The sequence below is a fragment of the Mesorhizobium sp. M1396 genome, assembly GCF_040317725.1.
Classification (GTDB): domain Bacteria; phylum Pseudomonadota; class Alphaproteobacteria; order Rhizobiales; family Rhizobiaceae; genus Mesorhizobium.
In genome coordinates this window covers 1-20,988 of sequence record NZ_JAMYLA010000075.1, presented here as the reverse complement: position 1 = coordinate 20,988, position 20,988 = coordinate 1, and the positions used below count along the sequence as shown (strand labels likewise).

The window sequence follows — 20,988 nt, the reverse complement described above, 5'->3', positions numbered from 1 at the left end:
CGGTCGTGGCGGTTGCCGGTACGAGCGACGTGACCGTGACCGAAAACGGCGACAAGCTGAAGGTGGTCGATCCGAGCGCGCTGATCCAGCGCCATGCCTGCACCGGCTGCGGTGTTCACCTGCACGGACCGGTCGAGCGCGACCACGCGTTCAAGGGCCTGTCCTTCATTCATCCGGAGCGCTTCGAGGAGGACGGCTGGTCGCCGCCAGGATTCACCGCCTTCGTCTCGTCGATCATCGAGTCCGGTGTCGATCCGAAGCGGATGGACGGCATCCGGTCACAGCTCAAGTCGATCGGTCTCGAGCCCTATGATTGCCTCAACCCCGGCCTGATGGATTATATCGCCACCTGGACGGCGAAGAAGTCTGGCGCATTGCCGGCTTAGCAACCGATCGGATTGTATCCATGGAGCCGGACGAAATCGTCCGGCCCCATGCGCTGGAACGAACGCAGGCGAGCGCGTAGACGGACACGCTTCGTAAGTCGTTGCTGACGTGCTGTCAGCCTCGGGGGACGTTGGGCTCAACGGGAATACGCCGAAATTGGTCGAACGGGGTCGTGTAGCTTCAAGATCAGCGACTACGATCAGTTAGTTCTGGCTTGGCGCAGCCCCGATCGTGGACTACAGCTTGGATATCGCGGGCGAATTCGCGGTGGTGCTCGTTACCAGCATGATATCGAGCGCACAGCGGGCTGAACGACAACACCATCAGCTTGCTGGTTTTGTCCAGGAAACCAGCCCGTGTACCAGCGCGATCCCAGACCAGCCGATACCAGCGGTGCGGCTGCCATCGACAGCCTTATTTCAATCTGCGGATCGTAGACCGGCCCCTGCTCCTGGAACACGCATGCAAGCATCTGACCGGCAGGTGTTGAAGTTGTGGCTGGTCAGGTCCGGTCCGAAAGCTCGGCCAGCATAACGGCCTTGGGCGTTGGGAGCAGCGATTCCGACGACACCAAGACGACGAAATCGGCCGCGCCAACAACCCCGTTGCGGATTTGTGGCTCGGGCAGGGTGGTCAAGGTCTGGCCGCCATCAGGATGCGCTCGGCGATCTCCTCCGCCCAGAGGGTCTGAGGACAAGGCGGGCGTCGGGGAAGCGTCGTGTGGCCGCGGGCAACGGTGCGAAATCCGGCGGTAACTGGCTGTCACGCGAAGCCGGAGGTCGGTCACGACCTGTCTCAGTTTCAATGGATCTGTCGCCGGCACATTCGGCCAATTTGGACGGCCGGGCAAGGTATTGCGTCTCAGAACGGCTACGTCTGCCGCGTGGCGCTGCGGAAATCGCCGGTACATCGTCCTTAGCCGGCCAAAACGAGGATGTACTATTTGGCAATAAGCTGGCCATGCTCGCAGGACTATTCTTGGCCAGACCAAACCGAAATGAAGCTGATGACCGATCGCGCCAGGTTCCTGATCATCGACGACCAACCGCTGTTTCGCGAGGCGCTGCACAGCGCGGTGCAGATGGCGTACCCGGAAGTCGACACGGTGGAGGCGCGCTCGATCACCGAGGCGCTCGATCTTCTGGCGGGTCCCAAGCCGTTCGACCTCGCGTTGCTCGACCTCAGCATGCCCGACGTGCACGGGTTTGAAGGCCTGCTGCAGCTCCGGACCCGCTATCCGCGCCTACCGGTGGTGATCGTCTCGGGCCATGAGGAGCCGCGGATCATTTCAGAGGCGCTGTCTTATGGTGCCGCCGGCTTCATTCCGAAATCGGCGCGCAAGAGCGACCTGGCCGCCGCCATCCGCTCGGTGATGGAAGGCGCGATCTACGTGCCGGAAACCTATGAAGGGCGCACGCCCGACGCCGAAAGCGTCGACCGCGCCGACATGGTGCAGCGCCTGTCGACACTGACGCCGCAACAGCTGCGCGTGCTGCAGATGCTGCGCCAGGGCCTGCTCAACAAGCAGATCGCCTACGAGTTGCAGGTGGGAGAGACTACCGTGAAGGCGCATGTGTCGGAGATCCTGCGCAAGCTCAACGTCTACAGCCGCACGCAAGCGGTGATCGAGGTGTCGAAGCTGGACAATGCGGAGCTGTTTCGCGATCAGGCGGGGTTTGAGTGATCGGATACAAAAATTGCACTGTCACGGAATTACCTGGAACGATATAGATGAAATTATTTCTCCCGTTTCGAGTAACTCTGTTTAATACACCAACACACTGTGTTGCCAAAGGTTCTTCTCGCGTAGAATTCGCATCAGTTGTTTGACAAAACCATCAGAATGATTCACGAATGTTGAACCTGCGTTGGCCCTTCCCGCTCCGATATTTCGCAACGGAAAATTGACCAGCGCCGGCACCTGATGCTTGGGCTAAGATAGGTGCGAGCCTATGGGAAGGTCGGCCGGTATCTCGTCCCATCTGACAGCAGATCGAAGGTAACACCGGAGAATTGTACCCTCAGGATTGTTTGTTACTGCCGTCTCCTTGGTCTGTGCAGTTCTAAGCCAGCAAATGGGCCAACAGGGCGCGCAGCTGTGCCGGTTTCAACGGTTTGCGCATCAGTTCGATGCCAGAGGCGCGGGCGGCGTTGGCGATTGTCTCCGAACCATCGGCGGTGACGATCAGCGCCGGCACCGCGCGGCCGAGATAATCACGGACTTTGGCGATTGTGGTGGTGCCGAGGTCGCCGGCGTCGAGATGCTGGTCGGCGATGACGATGTCCGGCACCCAGTCCGTGTCGCCAAGCATGTCGAGCACGTTACCGGTCGAGGTGGCGGCGCGCACCAGGCATTGCCAACGCTCGAGCAGGGAGGTCATCGCCTGCAGCACCTCGATGTCGTTCTCGACTAGCAGCACCTTGGTGCCGAACAGGCCATAGCCGCGCGGCCGTTCCATGTCGACGGCGTTGGCGATGATGTCGGTCGTGGCGCCGAGCCCGACCGGAACGTCGAGGTGGAAGATCGTGCCGCGGCCGACCTTCGATGAAAACGTCACGGGATGGCCGAGTGCGGCGGCGATGCGGCGAACGATCGCCAGCCCCAGCCCCAGCCCGCCGCCGGCAAGCGCTGGGTCGGCCGAGGCGGTGCCGCGATGGAATTCCTCGAACACCGCCTCGCGCTGGTCGTCGGGGATGCCGCAGCCGGTATCGGCGACGTCGATGCGGATGGTATCGCCGCGATGCCTGGTGCCGACCAGCACCCCGCCGGAGCGGGTATAGCGCAGCGCATTGGAGAGGATGTTCTGCAGGATGCGGCGCAGCAGCGTACGGTCCGAACGAACGAGTGCGTTGACCGGCCGGAATTTCAGCGACAGCCCCTTCAGCTCCGCCACCGGCTGGAAATCCGAGCGCAGCGACGAAAACAGCGCCTCCAGGCTGACGTCGCCGATGTCGGGCTGCACCACGCCGGCGTCGAGCTTGGAGATGTCGAGCAGGGTGCGCAGCAGGTCCTCCATCGTCTCCAGCGACCGTTCGACCTGCCGCACCAGCTTCTTGCCCTCGTCGCTGGTCTGCACTTCGGCAAGCGCCGAAACCGAGAGGTGGGCCGCGTTCAGCGGCTGCAGCACGTCATGGCTGGCGGCCGCCAGAAACCTGGTCTTGGACAGGTTCGCCAGCTCGGCGTTTTCCTTGGCGGCGTTCAAGTCGATGTTCGACTGCTCCAGCCGGCGCAAGGTCGAATGCAATTCCTCGGTGCGGTTGCGCACCCGGTTCTCGAGCGAAATGGCGGTCTGGAACAGCGAGAAAGCGTTGCCTTGCTGGTCCATGGAACGCTCGACGCGGCTGATCAGCGCCGCGTTGATCTTCTTCAGCCTTTCCAGGTCGTCGATGTCCCTGAGCGGCATCCCGGATTTCCTACTCCGCCGTTTCGGCCGCCTGTCGTTCGCCGAAGGCGATGCCGGTAAAGGTCTGGTTCAGATGCATCGAACGGTACTGTTCGCCATAGGTGCTGAAGCCGATGACGTTGTTGACCTCGTAGAGTTCCGAAATTTCGCGATAGACCTGCCGGTTGCGGGCGTCGAGCCGGCGCAGCACGCAGTCGAAACCGAGGATCAGGTCGATGCCGCCAAGCCTTTCGCTGACGTCGCTGAGTGCGGCGCGGGTCGCCTCCACCATGTCCTTAGGCTGGGCGACGGCAAGCACGACACCATCGTCTATGGCGCAGAAAAACGACAGCGAACCGTCCGCGTGCATCTTCTGGATTGAGCGGCAGTAAAATTCGCCGCCGACCTTCACCACCACCGGATGCGAGGCAAAACTCAGTGGCGTCAGCATCTGCGCGACGGCGCCGACGGAGGCGGCATATTCCTCTGCGGCATTGGCGGCGTTGAATTCACGGACGATGCGGTGGCCGGGATCGGATGCGGTCACCACCAGCTTCTCGTCGGTCGGAACGAAATTGTCGGTCTTGAACACGTGGAAAGGAATGTCGGTGGCAACTAGCACGATGATGGCGCTGTCGGACGCGACCTTGCCGTTCGAGATCAGCCGCGTTGTCTCGAATTTCAAATCATCGCCGGCCGATCCGCCGATCAGCGGTATGTCGTCAAGGCCCCAGTGGATGGCGGAGGTCACCGCTTCCTCGGCATAGGACAACCCGTCGATCAAGCAGAGCGCGAAAGTGGTGTCGGCCCGCTCGTGCCCGAGGCGCTCGCGTAATGAACGCCTCAGCGCCTCGACTTCGCCGGTAATGCCGTCCATGCCTGATGACGATAGATTTTCGACCATGGTGCTGGCTGCCGAAAACGATGCGGAGGGAAGCAGCATCACCAGGATCTGGCCTTCCTCCAGCCCTTTGGGCGTTATCTCACCGGCCGTCGAGCAGCCGGCATAGTGGAGCGCCGGCGCGTGGGTCTTCAGCGCTTCCGACAGGGCGACGGCCTCTATGAGGCTCTGCGAGAAAAACAGGAGGGCAAACCCGGCGTCGATGGCCATTGCTTCCGCTGCCACCGCCCGGGCGAACGCATCCGTGTCGGATTCGTCGGTCGTGAGCACCGAAAGTCCGCATGAATAGCGCGTCCGTGACTTGGTCAGCGGCTTCCTCCTCCATTTCCTCCAACGCGCTTTTTTGTGGGCGTCTGGCGCGCCGGCGTTGAGGTCATTGTTGTCTTGAAGCGGCGCTTTGGCAATGAGCCAACACGATGGATTTGAAGTTTCTGCCGTTCGACGGGGTCAGCGGAGCCGCTCACGGACGGAAGGGGACTCGCACTTGTGATGACGTTCGCTCGTTACGCCGCTTCTTGCCTTTGCGTAACGACTGGGCTCATCCAGCGGGCAGTGCAAGTGAAGCGCCGCATCACGACTGCTGTAAAGATCCGCAAAAGAGGTGCGAAACTTCGTAGGAGTAAGGTCGCCCAGGAAAAGCTGGTTGCCGAGACGCTGCTCGAAGACGGCTGCCTGCGCTACGAACTGCATCAGCCGTTTGATGATGGCCGGATCCGCATCTTCGTCGAGACATGGGAAAGCGAAGCTGAGTGGCGCGCCCATATGGAAGGCGCTGCGATGCAGCGCTTCCAGGCGAGCGGGGTCGGTGACTATTTCGCCGATTTCGCCCTGCACCGCCTGACCAAAGTCGCAGGATGACATGGGGGGATCCATCATCCGAACAAGGGTGGTGCTCGGGTCGGGAATAGGCCGACGGACCTGCGTGCGATCCCGTCTAATCCCGGGCAAAAAGAGATTCCATCCTGGAACCGGGGGAATCGCTTCAGGTGCGGTGCGGCTGGTTCTGGATCACGAAGGCGAGCATGCCTCGCGGTGGGCGGCGGTCTCGTCGATCGCCGCCAAGATTGGCTGCACGGCGCAGACGCTGCATGAGTGGGTGAAGAAAGCCGAGCGTGACAGCGGTGTGCGCGCCGGAGTTCCCACGGATGTGGCGACGCCGGTAATGGCGATTTGCAGGCCGCCGTCACCAAGCGCCCACAGCCACAGCCATTTGTGGGTCGTCGGCCTCATCGGCGTGGCAGCACGACTGCTGTTGCTTATTTATGTCCCGTCGCTGCCAGCCGTCTCCGGGACAATCCTGCTGTTCGGCGGCTTTCACCTGGTCGGCGCCCTGGTGCTGCTGGCTTCGCTTTAGTCATGGCCGGGAATAGGCTCGCTGGCCGACTCCACAGGCGGCGAAGCCGGCAGAACACCAAGGATTTCGATTTCGGCTGGGCGCCGGCCTGGGCGCTCGGCCCATGGATCGCGGCGCTGATCCTGGCCGCAGTCGCGGTCGCCATTCAGGTCGCGACGCCGGCCTATTGGCCGCTCGCCATGGTGCTGACGCTCCTTGCGGCGAACTTCTTCGCCGGCGGTCTCATCGCCCGCACCGTCGGACGCTACGAACATGCCGCCCTGCCAATGGTCGACCTTCTGACGAGCGACGCAGGTGTGGTCCTGGATGCAGGATGCGGCGCCGGCCGAACCACGATCGCGCTCGGCCGAGCACTTCGAAGCGAAAGGATCGTCGCGCTCGACCGCTTCGATTCGGACTATATCGAAGGCGGCGGCCGGGCGTTGCTCGAACAGAATCTGCGGCTTGCTGGCCTGACCGCGCGCGTTGACATCGCACTCGGCGATCTGACTGCACTGCCCTTTCCGGAAGGCCGTTTCGACGCCGCCGTCAGCGCCCATGCGATCGATCACCTCGGCCCGCAGAAGGAACAGGGGCTGCGTGAGATCTTGCGGGTCCTGAAACCGGGCGGACGTTTTCTCCTCGTCGTCTGGGTGCCTGGATGGACCATGTTCGCGATCGTCAGTGTTCTGGCGCTGCTTTTCTCGGGCAAACGCGACTGGCGGCGGATGGCGGCGAGTGCGGGCTTCGAGCTATGTGACGAAGGCATGCTCAACGGCAACTGGTTCGTCGTTCTCAAAAAGCCGGGGGCATGAACGGGTCTGGAGCCGGATGTCGCGGAGCATTTGCTCCGGGCACTATAGGCGCTGGACCAAAAAACTGCCGTTTCGCTATCACCGTTCGGTCAGCACACTTTGGCCGAAGCCTATGAGCTCATTCGCCGATAACATCGACGATGCTTTGATTGACAAAAGCCTGCTGCTACTTGTCCTGGAAGAAGCGATGGGGTGAGCCGCCCGTATCAATGATGCTCGTGCTCGCATTGATCATGATCCGCCAGCACCTCGATGACGCGGCATTCCCCGACTTTCCCGTGTCGGCACCCTTCGACCATCAGCTCAAGCTCCGCCCTCAGGGCCGTGAGACTTCGTATGCGCTGTACCACCTCGGCAAGCCGCGCCTGGGCGATGCCATCGGCCGTGGCGCATGGCTGCGATGGATTGTCCTGCAGGGTCAGCAGGGCGCGAATGGCCTCGATATCAAAACCCAACTCGCGGGAATGCCGGATGAACGCCAGGCGGCGTAAATCAGCCGCCTCATATTGCCGCCGGTTGCCTCCGCTCCGCGCCGGCGCTGAGAGTAGCCCGATCTGCTCGTAGTAGCGGATGGTTGGCACTTTCACGCCGCTATGGCGGGCCGCTTCGCCGATGGTCACGCCGTCTAACATTTTCTGCTTGCTCCTCTAGTGGCTATAGCATGTAGGCATGGGAGCTTCACCGTCAAGACATGCGGGGCCATCGCCGTGACTCCACTGCAAAGAGCCATTTTCGTATTCGGGGCGGTGCTGGCCATCGCGATTGGCAGCACGGTGGCCGTCCTGATCCTCGACAGGCTGTTTCCAGGCGAGCGCTACCTGACTATCGCCGGCCCTCTTCTCTGCGTCGGAGCGGTGCTGGCGTTCAACAAAATCTACCGGGACTGGTTTTAGGCCGGAGCTTTTAGTCTGGCTGCGAGTTAACAGGCCAGTTCTGGGCAGGGGAGGGCATCACTTGAACGCGAAAGCAGCGAGCCCCGTCGGGCCGCCAAAGCCGCGGCTTCTTAGCGTCCTCGGTCCCGGTCTTATCACCGGCGCCTCCGATGATGATCCGAGCGGCATCGCCACCTATTCGCAGGCTGGAGCCCAGTTCGGATTCGGGCTGACCTGGACGATGCTGTTCAGCTATCCGCTGATGTCGGTGGTCCAGGAAATCAGCGCGCGCATCGGCAGGACCACCGGCCGAGGCATTGCCGGTAACATGCGAAAGTATTACCCGAACTGGCTACTGCAGGCCGTCGTCGTCCTGCTCCTCGTTGCCAACACCATCAACATTGGCGCCGATCTCGGGGCCATGGCCGATGCCCTGAAGCTTATCATCGGCGGGCCGCACCTGCTCTATGTAGTCGGGTTTGGCGCGGTCTCGGTGGTGCTGCAGGTGTTCCTCAAGTACAGCCGGTACGTCTCGGTCCTGAAGTGGCTCACCCTCTCCCTTTTCGCGTATTTCGGCACAGTCCTTTTCGTCCAGGTTCCCTGGAAGGAGGTCGCTCGTGGTCTTTTCATCCCGACGTTTTCCGCTGATGCCGGATTCTGGACCTTGGTGGTCGCAATTTTCGGCACGACCATCAGCCCCTACCTGTTCTTCTGGCAGGCCTCCCAGGAGGTCGAGGAGGAAAAAGCCAAGCCCGGACGGAAACCCCTAAAAGATGCGCCCGAACAGGCCGAAAACGCGATCGAGCGTATCCGCCTCGATACCTACGTCGGCATGGGCTTTTCTAACCTGGTGGCGCTCGCGATCACGATCACTGCTGGCGCGACACTGCACGCCAAGGGAATCACCGACATTGAATCAACCAGCCAGGCCGCCGAGGCCTTGCGGCCGGTGGCCGGCGCGTTCGCCTTTGCGATTTTCGCACTCGGCGTCATAGGAACGGGATTGCTGGCCATCCCTGTGCTTGCAGGTTCGGCAGGCTACGCGCTCGGTGAGGCGCGCAAGTGGCCGGTGGGACTCGAACGCGAGCCGTTGGCGGCCAAGGCGTTCTACGCGACGATTGCCATCGCCACGCTGATCGGCGCATGTCTCAATTTCACCCCGATTAATCCCATCAAGGCACTTTACTGGAGCGCGGTGGTCAACGGCGTTGTCGCGGTGCCGGTGATGGCGGTGATGATGCTGATGACAGTGCGTAGCGATGTCATGGGCACCGTGACGATGCCCATGACGATGCGGCTCATCGGTTGGCTCGCCACCGTCATCATGGCGCTTGCGGCAGCCGTGATGATTTTCCAGCTCTTCTGGTAAGGGCACAGCACAAAGGAGTGTGACGATGACATGCAAATTCCCGAACCTTGGGTCGACCAGACTGTCCCTTGTGGTGGCCGGCCTTGCTCTTGCCGCTACGTCGCAGGCAGCGGCTGACGTGAAGCTGGAAGTCACCAACTCGACCTACGAGTTGAGGGGGCTGACCCGCGAGGCCATCCATGATGACCTCCATCGCGTCGCCAAGAACGGATGGCGACGGCATCATCGAGGGTGAAGTGAGTGACAACCTGACTGGAAGCTGCAATTCAAGGAGGCCGACGGCACCTGCCGCGTGACCTCCGACGACATTGTCCTTAAACTGCGCGTTACGTTGCCCATCTGGGTCGACGAAGCCCGCGCCGATCCGCAGGTTCGGGCCGTCTGGGGCACCTACTACCAGGACCTGAAAGCCCATGAGGAGGGCCACAAGGCCATTGCGGTGGACGCGGCCGATCGGATCAACAAAATCACCCACCAGGCAAGCGCGGCTGGCGCATGCGACGCCTTCAGGCAATCCCTCGATAGCGCGGCCCGGCAGATTGCCGAGGCCGCCGAGGGAGCTCAGGACGAGCACGATGCTGAGGCGAAGCCGTTCGCGCTCGAATGACGCATGCCCCAATGGGGGCATTTTGTGCTTGCTCCTCTAGTCGCTAGAGGATGTAGGTTGCTCACAAATCGTAGGAGCTAACGCATGGCCGCATCTGCAGCACACTCCCGTTACCGCATCGAAGGCATGGATTGTGCCGGCTGCGCCACGAAAATTGACACGGCGGTCCGCCGCATGCCCGGCGTCGAGGATGTCAACGTCTCCGTCACCGCCGGCACCATGACAGTCAAACACACTCCCCAGAGCGACCTCGATGCCATTGAGAGGAAGGTGATCGGGCTCGGCTATACGGTCGCCCAGCTCAAGGGCAAGGCGCAACCGCGTGCCATGGCGGCGCCAGACGTCGCTGAAAAGAATGAACATGATCATGAGGGTCATGAGCACGCTGGCCATGACCATGCCAGCCACGAGCACGCCGGCGCGGATCACGATGACGACGAGGAAGTGGCGGGCCTCCACGGGCACGACCACACGCCGACCTCGGGGCCGTGGTGGAACAGCGCCAAGGGGCGGCTGACTATCGCCAGTGGTGTTGCGCTTGTTGCGGCATTTGCCGTGCATTACATCTGGCCGGCGACCGGCAACTGGGCCTTTATTGCAGCCATGCTGGTTGGCTTGGTGCCAATCGCACGCCGTGCGGCGATGGCCACCCTGGCCGGCATCCCCTTTACGATTGAAATGCTCATGACCATTGCGGCGGCCGGTGCCGTCATCATTGGCGCAGGCGAGGAAGCCGCGACCGTGGTGTTTTTGTTCCTGGTCGGCGAGCTGCTTGAAGGGGTCGCCGCCGGCAAGGCGCGGTCGAGCATTCAGGCGCTGACGACGCTCGTCCCTAAAACCGCGTTCATCGAGGAAGACGGCCAGACCCGGGAGGTGCCGGCCGAGAGCCTCGAGGTTGGCGCGATGATTTTGGTTCGGCCGGGCGACCGGATTCCGGCTGACGGTGAGATTGCTGGAGGCGAAAGCGCCATTGATGAATCGCCGGTATCGGGCGAAAGCGTACCGGTGCGCAAAGGCGCCGGCGACAAAGTCTTCGCCGGCACTATCAACGGCGATGCCGTTTTGCGGATCAAGGTGACGGCCGCCGCTGCCGACAACACCATTGCCCGCGTCGTCAAGCTCGTCGAGGAGGCCCAGGAGAGCAAGGCGCCGACCGAACGTTTCATCGACCGGTTCTCGCGCTGGTACACGCCCGGCGTTGTCGTGGTTGCGGCCCTGGTCGCAGTAGTGCCACCGGTGCTCTTTGGCGGGGCCTGGAACGAATGGATCTATAAAGGCTTGGCGCTGCTGCTCATCGGCTGCCCATGCGCCTTGGTGATTTCGGTGCCGGCGGCGATAGCCGCCTCACTCTCTGCCGGCGCCAAGCGCGGGCTGCTGATGAAGGGTGGTGTGGTCCTTGAAGGCCTCGGCAAGATTACGGCCGTCGCCCTCGATAAGACCGGCACGCTGACCCTCGGCAAGCCGCAGGTTACCGACGTAATCTCCTTCGGGCGACCGGAGGCGGAGGTGCTGCGTTTAGCCGCCGCGCTGGAAACGGGGTCGAGCCACCCGCTTGCCCTCGCGATCCTAGCCAAGGCCGCCGCCGACAAAGTGAAGGTTCCGGCCGCGTCGAAGGCGCAGGCCTTGGGGGGCAAAGGCGTCAAAGCAACGGTCGAGGGCGCCGAAATCTTCCTGGCCTCGCCACAGGCCGCCAATGAAGCGGTCAAGCTCTCGGCCGACCAGTCGGCCGAGATTGCGGCGCTCAACGATCAAGGCAAAACCGTCTCGATCGTGCTTGTGGGCAATGAAATCGCCGGCGCTATCGCCATGCGTGACGAACCCCGGCCGGACGCCTTGGCCGGGCTGAAAGCGCTGACGGATTGCGGCATCAAGACGGTCATGCTGACCGGCGACAACAAGCGCACCGCGGCCGCGATCGGCCAGCAGCTGGGTATCGAGGTTCGTGCTGAACTGTTGCCTGAGGACAAGCAGCGCATCGTTGGCGAACTGAAAGGGGAGGGGCTAGTTGTCGCCAAGGTCGGCGACGGCATCAACGATGCGCCGGCGCTTGCCGCAGCCGACATCGGCATTGCGATGGGCGGCGGCACGGATGTTGCCTTGGAGACGGCAGATGCGGCGGTGCTTCATGGCCGCGTCGGAGACGTCGGTGCGATGATAAGGCTGTCTCAAGCGACCATGGCCAACATCAAGCAGAACATCACAATGGCGCTGGGGCTGAAAGCGGTGTTTCTGGTGACCACCATAGCCGGCATAACTGGCCTGTGGCCCGCCATTCTCGCCGATACCGGCGCGACGGTGCTTGTGACCGCGAATGCAATGCGGCTGTTGCGCTGGAAGGGTGGAGTGTAGAAGCTCGGGACTGAGATGAGCTGCAGCGAATGGCACTGCGCTATATTCGTGTATAAATAGCGCCATGAGCACCCACACCACCCCAGGACAAGAACTCGCTTACCGCTTTTGCCAGCAGGCATTAGGCACTCTCGGCGGCCTGATTGGTCCAGGAGGGGCAGAGTGTCGCCTGCCGGTGACAGACATCCTCGTTGAGCGGGATCCTTCAGTTGAGCGCCGATCTGCTTTTCGTCGTGCCCTCGATAGCCTTACTGTAAACAGGTCGCCCAGATCGGGAGCGGTCCATGTGCAACGATTATGAACAGCATGTACTCTGGGCTGAATATTGCCGGATGATGGCGTCGCTGGCGCTCAAGATCCCTAGCCACCAGACCGAGCTCGAATTGCCCCAGGCGGACGACGTCCGCATCAATGACCCGGCGCCAATAATGCGCGCCGTAGATGACGCTATCGAACTGGCATCGATGACGTTCGGATTTCCACCGACCGGACCAAAAGGCGGGCCTGTGTTCAACTTCCGCTCCGAAGGGCGGCAGTTCGGGAACAGCAACCGCTGCCTCGTTCCGGCGTCCGCGTTCTTCGAATTTATGTGGACACTTATTGATGATGCGATTTGGAAGGTTCGAGGATGCGCGTTGTCCGGAAGCGAACGGAGGCTGGCGATCGCTTTGAGCTGATCGACGAGCATGGTGTGGTTGACGAACACGCGGCGAGTTTCGTCCGCGGTCTGCTCGGTCGAGGATGTTCTCCCCACACCGTTGGTGGTTATCTCTATGACCTACGGCGCTTCTATAGGTTTCTCGCAGAAAGCAGCCTGACGCTCTCGTCGTTCAAGGTGACGCACAGCGTCGATCTTCTGGCTTGGCTCGGCAACGTCCAAAGCAATCGGGTCCGGCTGACAGCGTTTCCAGCCGCAGTGCGAACGACGCTGTCGCCAACCAGCATCAACCGCAGTATGGCGGCGGTCTCCAGTTTCTTCGATCACCTCGTGCTCGCCGGCGAACCTGGCATCGACTCCAATTCGCTCGCAACACCGCAAGAGCTGGCGCGTGGCGGCGTCGCGCGACGAAGGTCACGCGGTGCGCGTCGACTGAAGCGGGTGGAGCGGCTGCCGCGGCCGATGTCGCGTGAACAGGTTGAGACCCTGCTCGGCGTGGTGGAGCGACCACGCGATCGCGCGATGATTCTGCTGATGCTGCAGGGCGGGCTGCGGCCCGGCGAGGTGCTGAACCTCCACCTCGCACCGACCCGCCATCTCTTCCTAGTCTGTGGCGGAGGAACGAGGGCTGATGAGGCGTTAAGCTACGCCGCGCTCGCCAAGATGTTCAAGCGCCGATGCGCAACAGCGGGTCTTCACGAGCCATGGATCACCCCGCATGCGCTGCGCCACACTCACGCGACGTGGCTCTGGGAGGGTGGAATGCGCGAGCTCGCGCTGCAAAAGCGGCTCGGCCATGCCTCCTATGAATCGACCAAGGGCTACACCAGGATCAGCGATGCCATGATGCTGGAGGACTACAAGCGCGCCCTCGCCGCGCAAGCGGGTCGGGTGCGCTATGCCGAAGCTATTTGAACGACCCGAGGGCGGACATGCACTGGACCTGTATGAGACGGTTGTCGGGTCACATCCGCCACGGGGCCGCAATTATCACCTTCAACATGCCTGGAAGTTCGCCCGACTTTACCCCGACCTCGATGACTGGCTGGCAGCGCCGCTCGTTGAGCGGATCGGCACATCAGAGGTCAGGCGCGGATCCGCTTATGCGTGCGTCAAAGCCCGGCAATATATCTATTTCCTATCCTCGATCGGCCGGATCGACCTCGATTGGGACTGGATCATCGGGGTCAGCGACCATCGCTTCCGCGATGACTATCTTCCCTCGTCGGTGAGAGCATTTCAGCACCGGCTCGGCGAACAGCTCGTGACTCTAGGATACAAGCGCGGTCACGAGCGCATCGGGCGCACGATCCGGCTCTTTTATTTGCGTTATGGCGAGGGCGTGACCAGCGCCGGCGAGCGGCACCTCAAGGAGTTCAGGGACGCCTGGATGTCGCTGGAAGCGAGATCGGACCGGGAGACCGTGTTCGGATCCGAGGGGCTCTTTCGCAATCGACGAGACGCGATGCGAGGCGTTGCCTGGTCGCTGCAGGTCGCGCTTTATCACCAGCATCTTGTGGCGAGGCCGCCGCGCCGAACCACCGTCCAACCCCGAATCTTCCAAGTTAAACCGAGGATGGAGGCGCTGATCGTCCGGTATGCTGAAGCTCGCGGTGCCATGGGCGCGCGGCCAAGCACGCTGGAGAAGTATCGCAACAGCGGGCGGCATCTGGCGAACTGGCTTTGGCACAATGCGCCGGAGATCGAATCCTTCAGCGAGTTGGATCGCGAACACATTCTTGCCTACGCGGCCAGCCTCGTTGATGACGGCCTTTCGCTCGATGTGCAGCTTCAACGTCTATGCGGTCTGTCGGTCATGTTCCATGACGCGACCGCCTGGGATTGGCCTGATGCACCACTGCGTCCGATCATCGGTTCGCGCGACCTGCCAAAGCGCCCGACCCGCCTGCCGCGCTTCATTCCCGCCGAGCAGCTCGATCGACTTATGTCGGCGGTGCGGGTGTTGCCTGATATCCATCAGCGAGCCGCGCTGATTATCGCCAGATGGAGTGGCGCTCGGCGTTCGGAGATCACCCGGCTCGAGTACAATTGCCTCGACACCTACCCCGATGGCACTTCACGCCTGAGGATTCCCGCCGGCAAAACCGGCAAGGAGCGGATGGTGCCGCTCCATCCGGAAGCCGCTGCGTGCATTCGCGAGCTTCAGGCACTGGATCCGCCAGGCCGCGGGTTTGCCGATGAGCGCACCGGCATCGAAGTGCGACGGCTCTTCTCGTTGAAGGGCCGGTGCATATCCCCGCGGACGCTATTCGAAGCTTCGCTGGAAGCGGCGTGTCAGGCAGCCGGCCTCGTCGACGATCGTGGTCACGCGACGGTTACAGCCCATCGTTTCCGCCATACCGTCGGCACCGAGCTGATCGAGGGTGGCGCGCGCGTCCACACCGTCATGAAGATGCTCGGCCACACCAGCACTGGAATGACGCTGGTCTATGCGCATCTGAGCGACGCGACGGTTCGCGAGGATTACATGAAGGTGCTCGGCCCTGGCGCGCTGATTGCCGGACCGCTCGCCGAGACATTGCGATCAAGAGCGATGCCGGAGGATTCATTGGCTTGGCTGAAGAGCAACTTCTTCCGAACGGAGCTTGAGCTCGGCCATTGTTTGCGGCTGCCGGAAGAAGGACCGTGCGAATGTGACCTCTACCTGACTTGCGCCAAGTTCGTGACCACATCCGAATATGCGCCGAGGCTCCGGGAGCGCCGGATTCGAGAGATCACGCTGGCGGATGAAGCGCTGGCGAAGGGATTTCATCGCGAAGCCGAACGCCACGATTGCACGCTTAAACGTATTGAGGAGCTACTCAAAGATCTGGGCGAGCCCGCTCCTTTGACGGTCGATTGAAAGCGAGGCGAGCAACCCGATCGAACGGAAATATCGGGTGGGGTTGCACCTCTCGACGGCACAGAAGGGGTCGAATTTTGCGGTTCGTGCCGTTTGGCGGAATAGCATGATGCGCCATTTGCTGACAGTCATGGCGCTTCTCCATTGCGGTCGTTCACGCGGCGACCTGATGCGACCCGGAGCGGCCGTCCGATGCTGCGAGCCCGATGACGCGGGCCGACCTTTGGCAGAGAACGGACTGAAGAATAGCCGCGCTGCCGCAGCAAGGGTTTGCGAGATCGAACCGCTTCCCCAACCACAGCCGCGTCTATCGGCGAAATACTGAATCGGCCGGCTGAGTCGTCGTTATCGGATCGGCATGACGATGCACAATCTTCCAGAGACCATCTTCTGGGCGAAAGACACTCGTCACGCGTAACGCCAGAGGTGTGACATCGCTCCGACCGCCAACTTGGACCTGAGCCGCTCTACTTCGACGAGGTATGCCAGCTCAGACGTCACACACTTCGCAATGCTCTCGAAGCCGGAAGCGTCGCCGTCCCTGTAATTAGATGCCGCTTGCTCCAACCTCTCAGCGACCTGTTTCCATCCATGCACGAAAGGGCCAAAGGGATTGCCCAGTGTTACATCGTCTCGTTGGGAATAGAGCTTCTTCGCAGGCGCGGGGTTTCCTTTCATGAACTCATCCAGAGCCAGGTGGTATCTTTCAACTGCTTGATCGAAGTCATTGGCGTCGAGGGACACGTCATCCTCCCTGTCGTTTTATTTCTGATCCGGACTGGCGACTCCCGCAGGTCAACATTCTGTGTATTCCGCGGCGGTGTGAGGCATTTTCCCAGACTGCGGCGAGTGCAGGTTGGCTTGGTCAGCATAGCACGGCGCGAGACAAGTTTCGCGACGGCGTTTTCAGACGGCTCGGTAAATGGCCGCTCTCCACCCCGGCCGGACTTCCCGAGCCTCATCAGGCAATCTGAAGTCTGAACACACCAACCGACCATGCGGGCCACTAGCGGACATATAGCTCGCGGGCAGTTCGGTATCTTTGCCCTCTACGTGTCTGGACCGCGACCCCGCGAAATCGGAATTGCGAATGTGTCTGGCGCGCAGCCCTTTATTTCTGGCGGAAGGCGGAATGAAACGACGCAAGCAGCGGCCCCAGAATATAATCGAGAGCGGTCCGCTCCTCGGTAACGATCATGACCGAAGCCGGCATGCCTGGATAAAGCGTGATCTGTGGGACCGCCGCCAACTCCGCCGGATCGACCACTATGTCGGCAACGTAGTAGGGGAACCCGGTTTTGCTGTCGGTGATGCGATCCGCCGAAATGCGGGTGATGCGTCCGTGAATTATGGGTATCGAGCGCTGCTTGTACGACGTGAAGCGAACTTCTGCAGCCATGTCGGGCCGCAGGTCGGAGATATCCTCGACGCGAATCTGCGCCTGGACAATCAGCGAATTCTGCGTCGGCACGATATCGAGAATTGTCTGGCCCGGCGTGACGACCGCCCCGGTCGAGAAAACGCTGAGGTTCATCACCTGGCCGTCATAGGGCGAACGAACCTCGGCACGGTCCACCGCAGCCTGGGCCGCAAACATCTTCGGCACCAGGTCCGCCAGATTAGATTGCGTCTCGATCAGCATGGTCGAGAGCTTGGCCCTGCGCTCATTTGTCAATTGCGCGATCTGGCTTTCCAGCTCGGCTTTCGCCTGGCGGCTTCCGGCGATTGCGCCCACGCTCTCGTCGATCATGCCGCGCAAATCCGAGGCCGATCTGTCCAGTTCCAGTACGCGTGTTCGCGTCGTCAACCCGGCCTTGAGGAGTTTCGACAAGCCGGCCTTCTCGTCGACTGTCGATTGCAGTTGGGCCCGATACGATTCGACGCGGGCCTCTTTTCCCTGGATCTGTTCATCGAGCTCGGCAATCCGCCGCTGCAGGATCTGCGTGGCGCCGGCCATCGATGCGCGCTGACTTTCCAGGTCGGCGACCTGATTTGCCATTGCATCCCTGAGGTAGGCCTCATGCTCCTTGAGGATATCCTTCGGGAAGGCGACTGCCATGGTGCCGTCCAGTTCGGCCCGAATTCTGGCGTCCGTGGCCCGCAGGAGCGCATATTGCTGAGCATAGAGATTGAACTCGGAACGAATACGCGTGTCGTCCAGGACCAGCAGAATTTCGCCCGATTTGACGATGTCGCCGTCCTTGACCCGTATTTCCTCCACCGTTCCGCCATCGAAGTGTTGAACGCTCTTTCGGTTCCCTTCGACCTTGACGATCGCGTCGGCCAGCACCGCCCCGTTGAGCGGGGCAAAGGCCGCCCAGCCGCCAAAGATGCCAAAGAACACAACAATGATCAGCACGCCAATATAGGCCGGGCCCCCAATGGAATCCGACGTCGGAATGCCGGTTTCGCTGGGCAGGCTGCGATAGGTGAGGGCTGTGTCGGTCAACGATCTCTCCGTGAAATCATCATTGAGAAGCCACCGCGATCGAAGCCGAGCGCTGATTGAGAAGCGCCACGATCTCGTTTCTCATGCCGAAGGCTTCGACGCCGCCATCCCGCAACAGAAGGATCTTGTCGACATTTGCCAATGTCGAGGGCCGATGCGACACGATGATCACCGTGCTGCCGCGGCGCTTGAGCTCGATCGCGCAGTCGCTCAGCGCGCGGTCTCCCTCGGCGTCGAGATTGGAACTTGGCTCATCGAGAACGATCAGGTTCGGCGTGCCGAAGACCGCTCGGGCAAGAGCGATGCGTTGCCGGTATCCTCCCGACAAGACGGCACCGCCTTCGCCGATCTGCGTCTCATAGCCTTGCGGAAGGCGGATGATCATGTCGTGCACACCGGCCAATCGCGCGGCTTCGATCACCTCCTGATCCACGTTGGTCTTGAAACGTCCGATATTGGCGGCGACGGTGTCCGAAAAGAGTTCGATATCCTGCGGCAGATAGCCGATATGGTCGCCGAGCGCGTCACGCCCCCAATGAGACAGATCGGCTCCGTCCAGCCTGACAGTGCCGCGGCTGGGTAGCATTATGCCCGCGAGATGACGCGCCAGTGTCGACTTGCCGGCACCCGAAGGGCCGACAATTCCCAGCGCCTCGCCCGCTTCCAGCCGAAACGACACTTCCCGAAGCAGGACCTTCTGCAGGTTCGGAATGGCATAACTGACCTGCTCGACCGAAATCTTGCCGGTCGGCTTGGGCAGGTTGAACGATCTTTCTTTTTGCGCTTCGCCGTCGACCAGCTTGCGCACCCGCGCCAACGCGGCGCGCGCCAGGATCAGGCTGCGCCAAAGACCGACAATCTGCTCGACGGGCTGAAGCCCTCTGCCCAGCAATAAGCTGGCCGCGAACATGGAACCGGCCGTGGTCTGGCGTTCGATCACCAGATAGGCGCCGAGGCCCAGGATCAGCGACTGCATGGTCAGGCGAAGAAACCGGATCGCCCCCGACATCAAGGCGGCGCGGTCGCTGGCCTCCGCCTGCCGCCGAAGGGCCAGGTTTCGGTCGCGACCCCATCGGCGGAGCAGGCCGTCGATCATGCCCATGGCCCGAATGACTTCGGAGTTCCTCAGGCTCATCTCGGTGAACACGTAGTTGGCCGTTGCCAGGTCGTTGGCCTGCTTCAGCGGCCAGCGCACCAGATATTCGTTGATCACGGCCATGGCGACGAGCAGCAGCGACGAGCCCAGCGCAAAAAATCCCAGCCAGGGGTGCAGCAGGAAAATGATGCCGATGTAGATGGGCGACCAGGGCAGATCGAACAGCGCATGAATACCGCTTCCGGTAATGACCTGCCTGAACGTATCGAAGTCGCGGATCGGCTGGCTCTGCGATGAGCCCGATGATGAGGCCTCTACAGAAGCGCCAACGATTCTTGCCGAAAGCAGTCGGTCGAGGCGCACGCTTGCGCGCGTCAGGATAGTGGCACGCACGAGATCGAGACCAGCAAGGGCAAGGAAAGCCGCCAGAAGCACGACAGTCAGCATCACCAGCGTGGTTTCGCTGCCGCTGGTGACTACCCTGTCGTAGATCTGCAGCATATAAAGCGGGGAGGCGAGATAGAGGAGGTTGATCGCCAGGCTGAAGCCGGCCGCGATCATGAAATAATGGCGGCACGCCAGCAGCGCGTCCTTCACGATTTGGGATTTATTGTTACTCAAAAACCCAGCGGAGAACCGCCCCCCTGTCCAACTGAACGCCCGGAACCGATACTACCCCGGATCGTTCGTCCCTGCCGGCATTCCTGGCGTAAACCTTAATGCGCAAGCTGAATCTGCAATCGGCGAGCAGCGAGGTGAGCCGTGCGTACCAGCAGGCTCACCTCTTCCATTCAGAGCACGAAATCGCTCGCCGTAAGTCCAAGCCCGACACCTGTCAGCGTGATCTGCAGATCGGCTGACGTGTTGCCGTTGACGTCGACATGGACAATGGTATTGCCGCCGACTTCCGACCACGTGATAGTGTTGGCAACGGTGGCTGTATTTGACCCTCCGAATAGGAAAGCCTGATCACCACCGCTACCCGTATTCGCGTCAATTGAGGATAGATCGATCTTGTCGACCCCGTGCACGAAGTCGGTGATGGTGTCGAAATTTCCAGCACTTGGTGCGGAATCCGAAACTGCTGTTCCATAATAGAAAGTGTCGGATCCCAAACCGCCAGTGAGCGTGTCGGCGCCGTCGCCACCGACCAGTCGGTCGTTGCCGTCGCCGCCGCTTAGTGTGTCGTTGCCGCTTTGGCCAAACAGCGTGTCATTGCCGGCCAGGCCGAAGATCTGGTCCGCTCCGCCATTGCCGTAAAGGACGTCGTCGCCGCCTACGGGGTTGCTGAGATTGTCACTCGAATTGCCATTGCTGCCAGTGATGACCTGGAACGTCTCGGAATATTGATAGGCTGGGCCGGCCGGATCGCCGACCTGCGTTGCTTCCACGGTGATGGAATACGCCTTGCTCGGCGAGAGATCTCCCGAACTCAGCGTGCTGCCCGTGATCGAAAACAGTCCCGCGTTTGATTGCGAGGTGATGCTGTAGACGAAGCCGCCGGAGTCCGGGTCGGTCGCGGACAGTGCTCCCGTGAATTGGAACGAACTGAAAGTCACATCTCCCGTCGTGGTGGTCGGCGTGAGTTGGATGTCGGTCGGCGCAAACCGCGGTGGAGCATCGGCGGTGCCGAGGATGTCGATGGCAATCGAGGTGTGGGTGCCGTCGGCGCTGACGACGTCGAAGCTCTCGGTGTAGTGCTGGCCGGCGGCGAACTCGTTGTGGGCCGAGGATGCCGTGTAGGTCCAGGCGCCGGCGGCATCGATGGCGAAGGTGCCATAGCTGCCGGCGGTGTTGCTCTGGGCGACGAAGTGCGGGTCGCTGTCGACATCGGAGATGGTCAGCGTGCCGCCGGTCGAGATGTCGGCCGCCGAATTGGTCTCAGTCAGGTTGGCGACATCGGAGG

General features: G+C 61.6%; 20 protein-coding genes and 2 pseudogenes. 13 read left to right on the top strand and 9 right to left on the bottom strand.

Annotated features, from left to right (window positions below; genetic code table 11):
* A partial coding sequence (locus NKH02_RS31330; RefSeq protein WP_352883517.1) for an aldehyde-activating protein occupies positions 1-386 on the top strand: 386 nt, incomplete at its 5' end.
* Between the two features lie 503 nt (positions 387-889).
* On the opposite strand, the gene NKH02_RS31325 is transcribed toward NKH02_RS31330, so the two are convergent.
* Positions 890-1,024 (bottom strand): hypothetical protein, encoded by a 135-nt coding sequence (locus tag NKH02_RS31325; RefSeq protein ID WP_352883515.1) that lies wholly within the window; start codon positions 1,022-1,024, stop codon positions 890-892.
* 360 nt (positions 1,025-1,384) lie between these two features.
* Between NKH02_RS31325 and NKH02_RS31320 the strand changes: the two genes are divergently transcribed.
* On the top strand, positions 1,385-2,071 hold the full coding sequence (locus NKH02_RS31320; RefSeq protein WP_352883513.1) for a response regulator: 687 nt from the start codon (positions 1,385-1,387) through the stop codon (positions 2,069-2,071).
* Between the two features lie 379 nt (positions 2,072-2,450).
* Here NKH02_RS31320 and NKH02_RS31315 read toward each other — a convergent pair whose 3' ends face one another.
* Positions 2,451-3,791 carry an ATP-binding response regulator gene (locus NKH02_RS31315; RefSeq protein WP_352883511.1) on the bottom strand — a complete coding sequence of 447 codons (1,341 nt, stop codon included), beginning with the start codon at positions 3,789-3,791 and terminating at the stop codon, positions 2,451-2,453.
* Positions 3,792-3,801: 10 nt separating this feature from the next.
* Complete coding sequence (locus NKH02_RS31310; protein WP_352883509.1) at positions 3,802-4,941, bottom strand: FIST N-terminal domain-containing protein; 1,140 nt, start codon at positions 4,939-4,941, stop codon at positions 3,802-3,804.
* A gap of 300 nt (positions 4,942-5,241) precedes the next feature.
* Here NKH02_RS31310 and NKH02_RS31305 point away from each other — a divergent pair, with 300 nt between their 5' ends.
* From NKH02_RS31305 to NKH02_RS31295, 3 genes and pseudogenes are all read left to right on the top strand, one after another.
* Positions 5,242-5,529, top strand: a complete 288-nt coding sequence (locus tag NKH02_RS31305; RefSeq protein ID WP_352883521.1) for a putative quinol monooxygenase — start codon at positions 5,242-5,244, stop codon at positions 5,527-5,529.
* Positions 5,530-5,647: 118 nt separating this feature from the next.
* Positions 5,648-5,848: pseudogene (locus NKH02_RS31300) on the top strand (IS3 family transposase); the annotation flags it as partial.
* A gap of 356 nt (positions 5,849-6,204) precedes the next feature.
* Entirely contained in the window at positions 6,205-6,819 is a 615-nt protein-coding gene (locus NKH02_RS31295) for a class I SAM-dependent methyltransferase (RefSeq protein WP_352883506.1), read from the top strand.
* Positions 6,820-7,025: 206 nt separating this feature from the next.
* Here the strand turns inward: NKH02_RS31295 and NKH02_RS31290 are convergent, their stop codons facing one another.
* Positions 7,026-7,451 (bottom strand): MerR family transcriptional regulator, encoded by a 426-nt coding sequence (locus NKH02_RS31290; protein ID WP_352883503.1) that lies wholly within the window; start codon positions 7,449-7,451, stop codon positions 7,026-7,028.
* A gap of 75 nt (positions 7,452-7,526) precedes the next feature.
* On the opposite strand from NKH02_RS31290, the gene NKH02_RS31285 reads away from it, so the two are divergent.
* The 8 genes and pseudogenes from NKH02_RS31285 to NKH02_RS31250 all read left to right on the top strand — a co-directional run bounded on the left by NKH02_RS31285 (position 7,527) and on the right by NKH02_RS31250 (position 15,537).
* Positions 7,527-7,712: a hypothetical protein gene (locus NKH02_RS31285; RefSeq protein ID WP_352883501.1), complete on the top strand. Its 186-nt coding sequence runs from the start codon at positions 7,527-7,529 to the stop codon at positions 7,710-7,712.
* A gap of 61 nt (positions 7,713-7,773) precedes the next feature.
* Entirely contained in the window at positions 7,774-9,060 is a 1,287-nt protein-coding gene (locus tag NKH02_RS31280; protein WP_352883499.1) for an NRAMP family divalent metal transporter, read from the top strand.
* 25 nt (positions 9,061-9,085) lie between these two features.
* Entirely contained in the window at positions 9,086-9,295 is a 210-nt protein-coding gene (locus tag NKH02_RS31275) for a hypothetical protein (protein ID WP_352883498.1), read from the top strand.
* 24 nt (positions 9,296-9,319) lie between these two features.
* Positions 9,320-9,667 (top strand): DUF922 domain-containing protein, encoded by a 348-nt coding sequence (locus tag NKH02_RS31270; protein ID WP_352883519.1) that lies wholly within the window; start codon positions 9,320-9,322, stop codon positions 9,665-9,667.
* Between the two features lie 84 nt (positions 9,668-9,751).
* Positions 9,752-12,016, top strand: coding sequence for a heavy metal translocating P-type ATPase (locus NKH02_RS31265; protein WP_352883496.1), 2,265 nt, complete (start codon positions 9,752-9,754; stop codon positions 12,014-12,016).
* Positions 12,017-12,300: 284 nt separating this feature from the next.
* Positions 12,301-12,603, top strand: a pseudogene (locus NKH02_RS31260) (SOS response-associated peptidase family protein); the annotation flags it as partial.
* Positions 12,604-12,644: 41 nt separating this feature from the next.
* On the top strand, positions 12,645-13,589 hold the full coding sequence (locus NKH02_RS31255) for a tyrosine-type recombinase/integrase (RefSeq protein WP_352883494.1): 945 nt from the start codon (positions 12,645-12,647) through the stop codon (positions 13,587-13,589).
* Positions 13,573-15,537 carry a tyrosine-type recombinase/integrase gene (locus NKH02_RS31250; protein WP_352883491.1) on the top strand — a complete coding sequence of 655 codons (1,965 nt, stop codon included), beginning with the start codon at positions 13,573-13,575 and terminating at the stop codon, positions 15,535-15,537. The genes NKH02_RS31255 and NKH02_RS31250 overlap by 17 nt, the downstream gene beginning before the upstream one ends.
* Positions 15,538-15,844: 307 nt before the next feature.
* Here the strand turns inward: NKH02_RS31250 and NKH02_RS34605 are convergent, their stop codons facing one another.
* The 5 genes from NKH02_RS34605 to NKH02_RS31230 all read right to left on the bottom strand — a co-directional run.
* Positions 15,845-15,949, bottom strand: coding sequence for a hypothetical protein (locus NKH02_RS34605; protein ID WP_502913878.1), 105 nt, complete (start codon positions 15,947-15,949; stop codon positions 15,845-15,847).
* On the bottom strand, positions 15,946-16,281 hold the full coding sequence (locus NKH02_RS31245; RefSeq protein ID WP_352883489.1) for a Cif family virulence factor: 336 nt from the start codon (positions 16,279-16,281) through the stop codon (positions 15,946-15,948). The genes NKH02_RS34605 and NKH02_RS31245 overlap by 4 nt, the downstream gene beginning before the upstream one ends.
* 367 nt (positions 16,282-16,648) lie before the next feature.
* Positions 16,649-17,986 carry an HlyD family type I secretion periplasmic adaptor subunit gene (locus tag NKH02_RS31240; RefSeq protein WP_352883486.1) on the bottom strand — a complete coding sequence of 446 codons (1,338 nt, stop codon included), beginning with the start codon at positions 17,984-17,986 and terminating at the stop codon, positions 16,649-16,651.
* Positions 17,987-18,005: 19 nt separating this feature from the next.
* The gene (locus NKH02_RS31235) at positions 18,006-19,679 is read right to left on the bottom strand and encodes a type I secretion system permease/ATPase (protein WP_352883484.1); all 1,674 of its coding nucleotides are present in this window, start codon (positions 19,677-19,679) and stop codon (positions 18,006-18,008) included.
* A gap of 194 nt (positions 19,680-19,873) precedes the next feature.
* On the bottom strand, positions 19,874-20,988 hold a 1,115-nt coding region (locus tag NKH02_RS31230; RefSeq protein ID WP_352883482.1), incomplete at its 5' end, for a VCBS domain-containing protein.

Coding starts and splice junctions, on each gene's coding strand:
- NKH02_RS31320 (WP_352883513.1), top strand. CDS start 1,385: ATGAAGCTGATGACCGATCGCGCCAGGTTCCTGATCATCGACGACCAA.
- NKH02_RS31250 (WP_352883491.1), top strand. CDS start 13,573: ATGCCGAAGCTATTTGAACGACCCGAGGGCGGACATGCACTGGACCTG.
- NKH02_RS31295 (WP_352883506.1), top strand. CDS start 6,205: ATGGTGCTGACGCTCCTTGCGGCGAACTTCTTCGCCGGCGGTCTCATC.
- NKH02_RS31265 (WP_352883496.1), top strand. CDS start 9,752: ATGGCCGCATCTGCAGCACACTCCCGTTACCGCATCGAAGGCATGGAT.
- NKH02_RS31275 (WP_352883498.1), top strand. CDS start 9,086: ATGACATGCAAATTCCCGAACCTTGGGTCGACCAGACTGTCCCTTGTG.
- NKH02_RS31290 (WP_352883503.1), bottom strand. CDS start 7,451: ATGTTAGACGGCGTGACCATCGGCGAAGCGGCCCGCCATAGCGGCGTG.
- NKH02_RS31315 (WP_352883511.1), bottom strand. CDS start 3,791: ATGCCGCTCAGGGACATCGACGACCTGGAAAGGCTGAAGAAGATCAAC.
- NKH02_RS31255 (WP_352883494.1), top strand. CDS start 12,645: ATGCGCGTTGTCCGGAAGCGAACGGAGGCTGGCGATCGCTTTGAGCTG.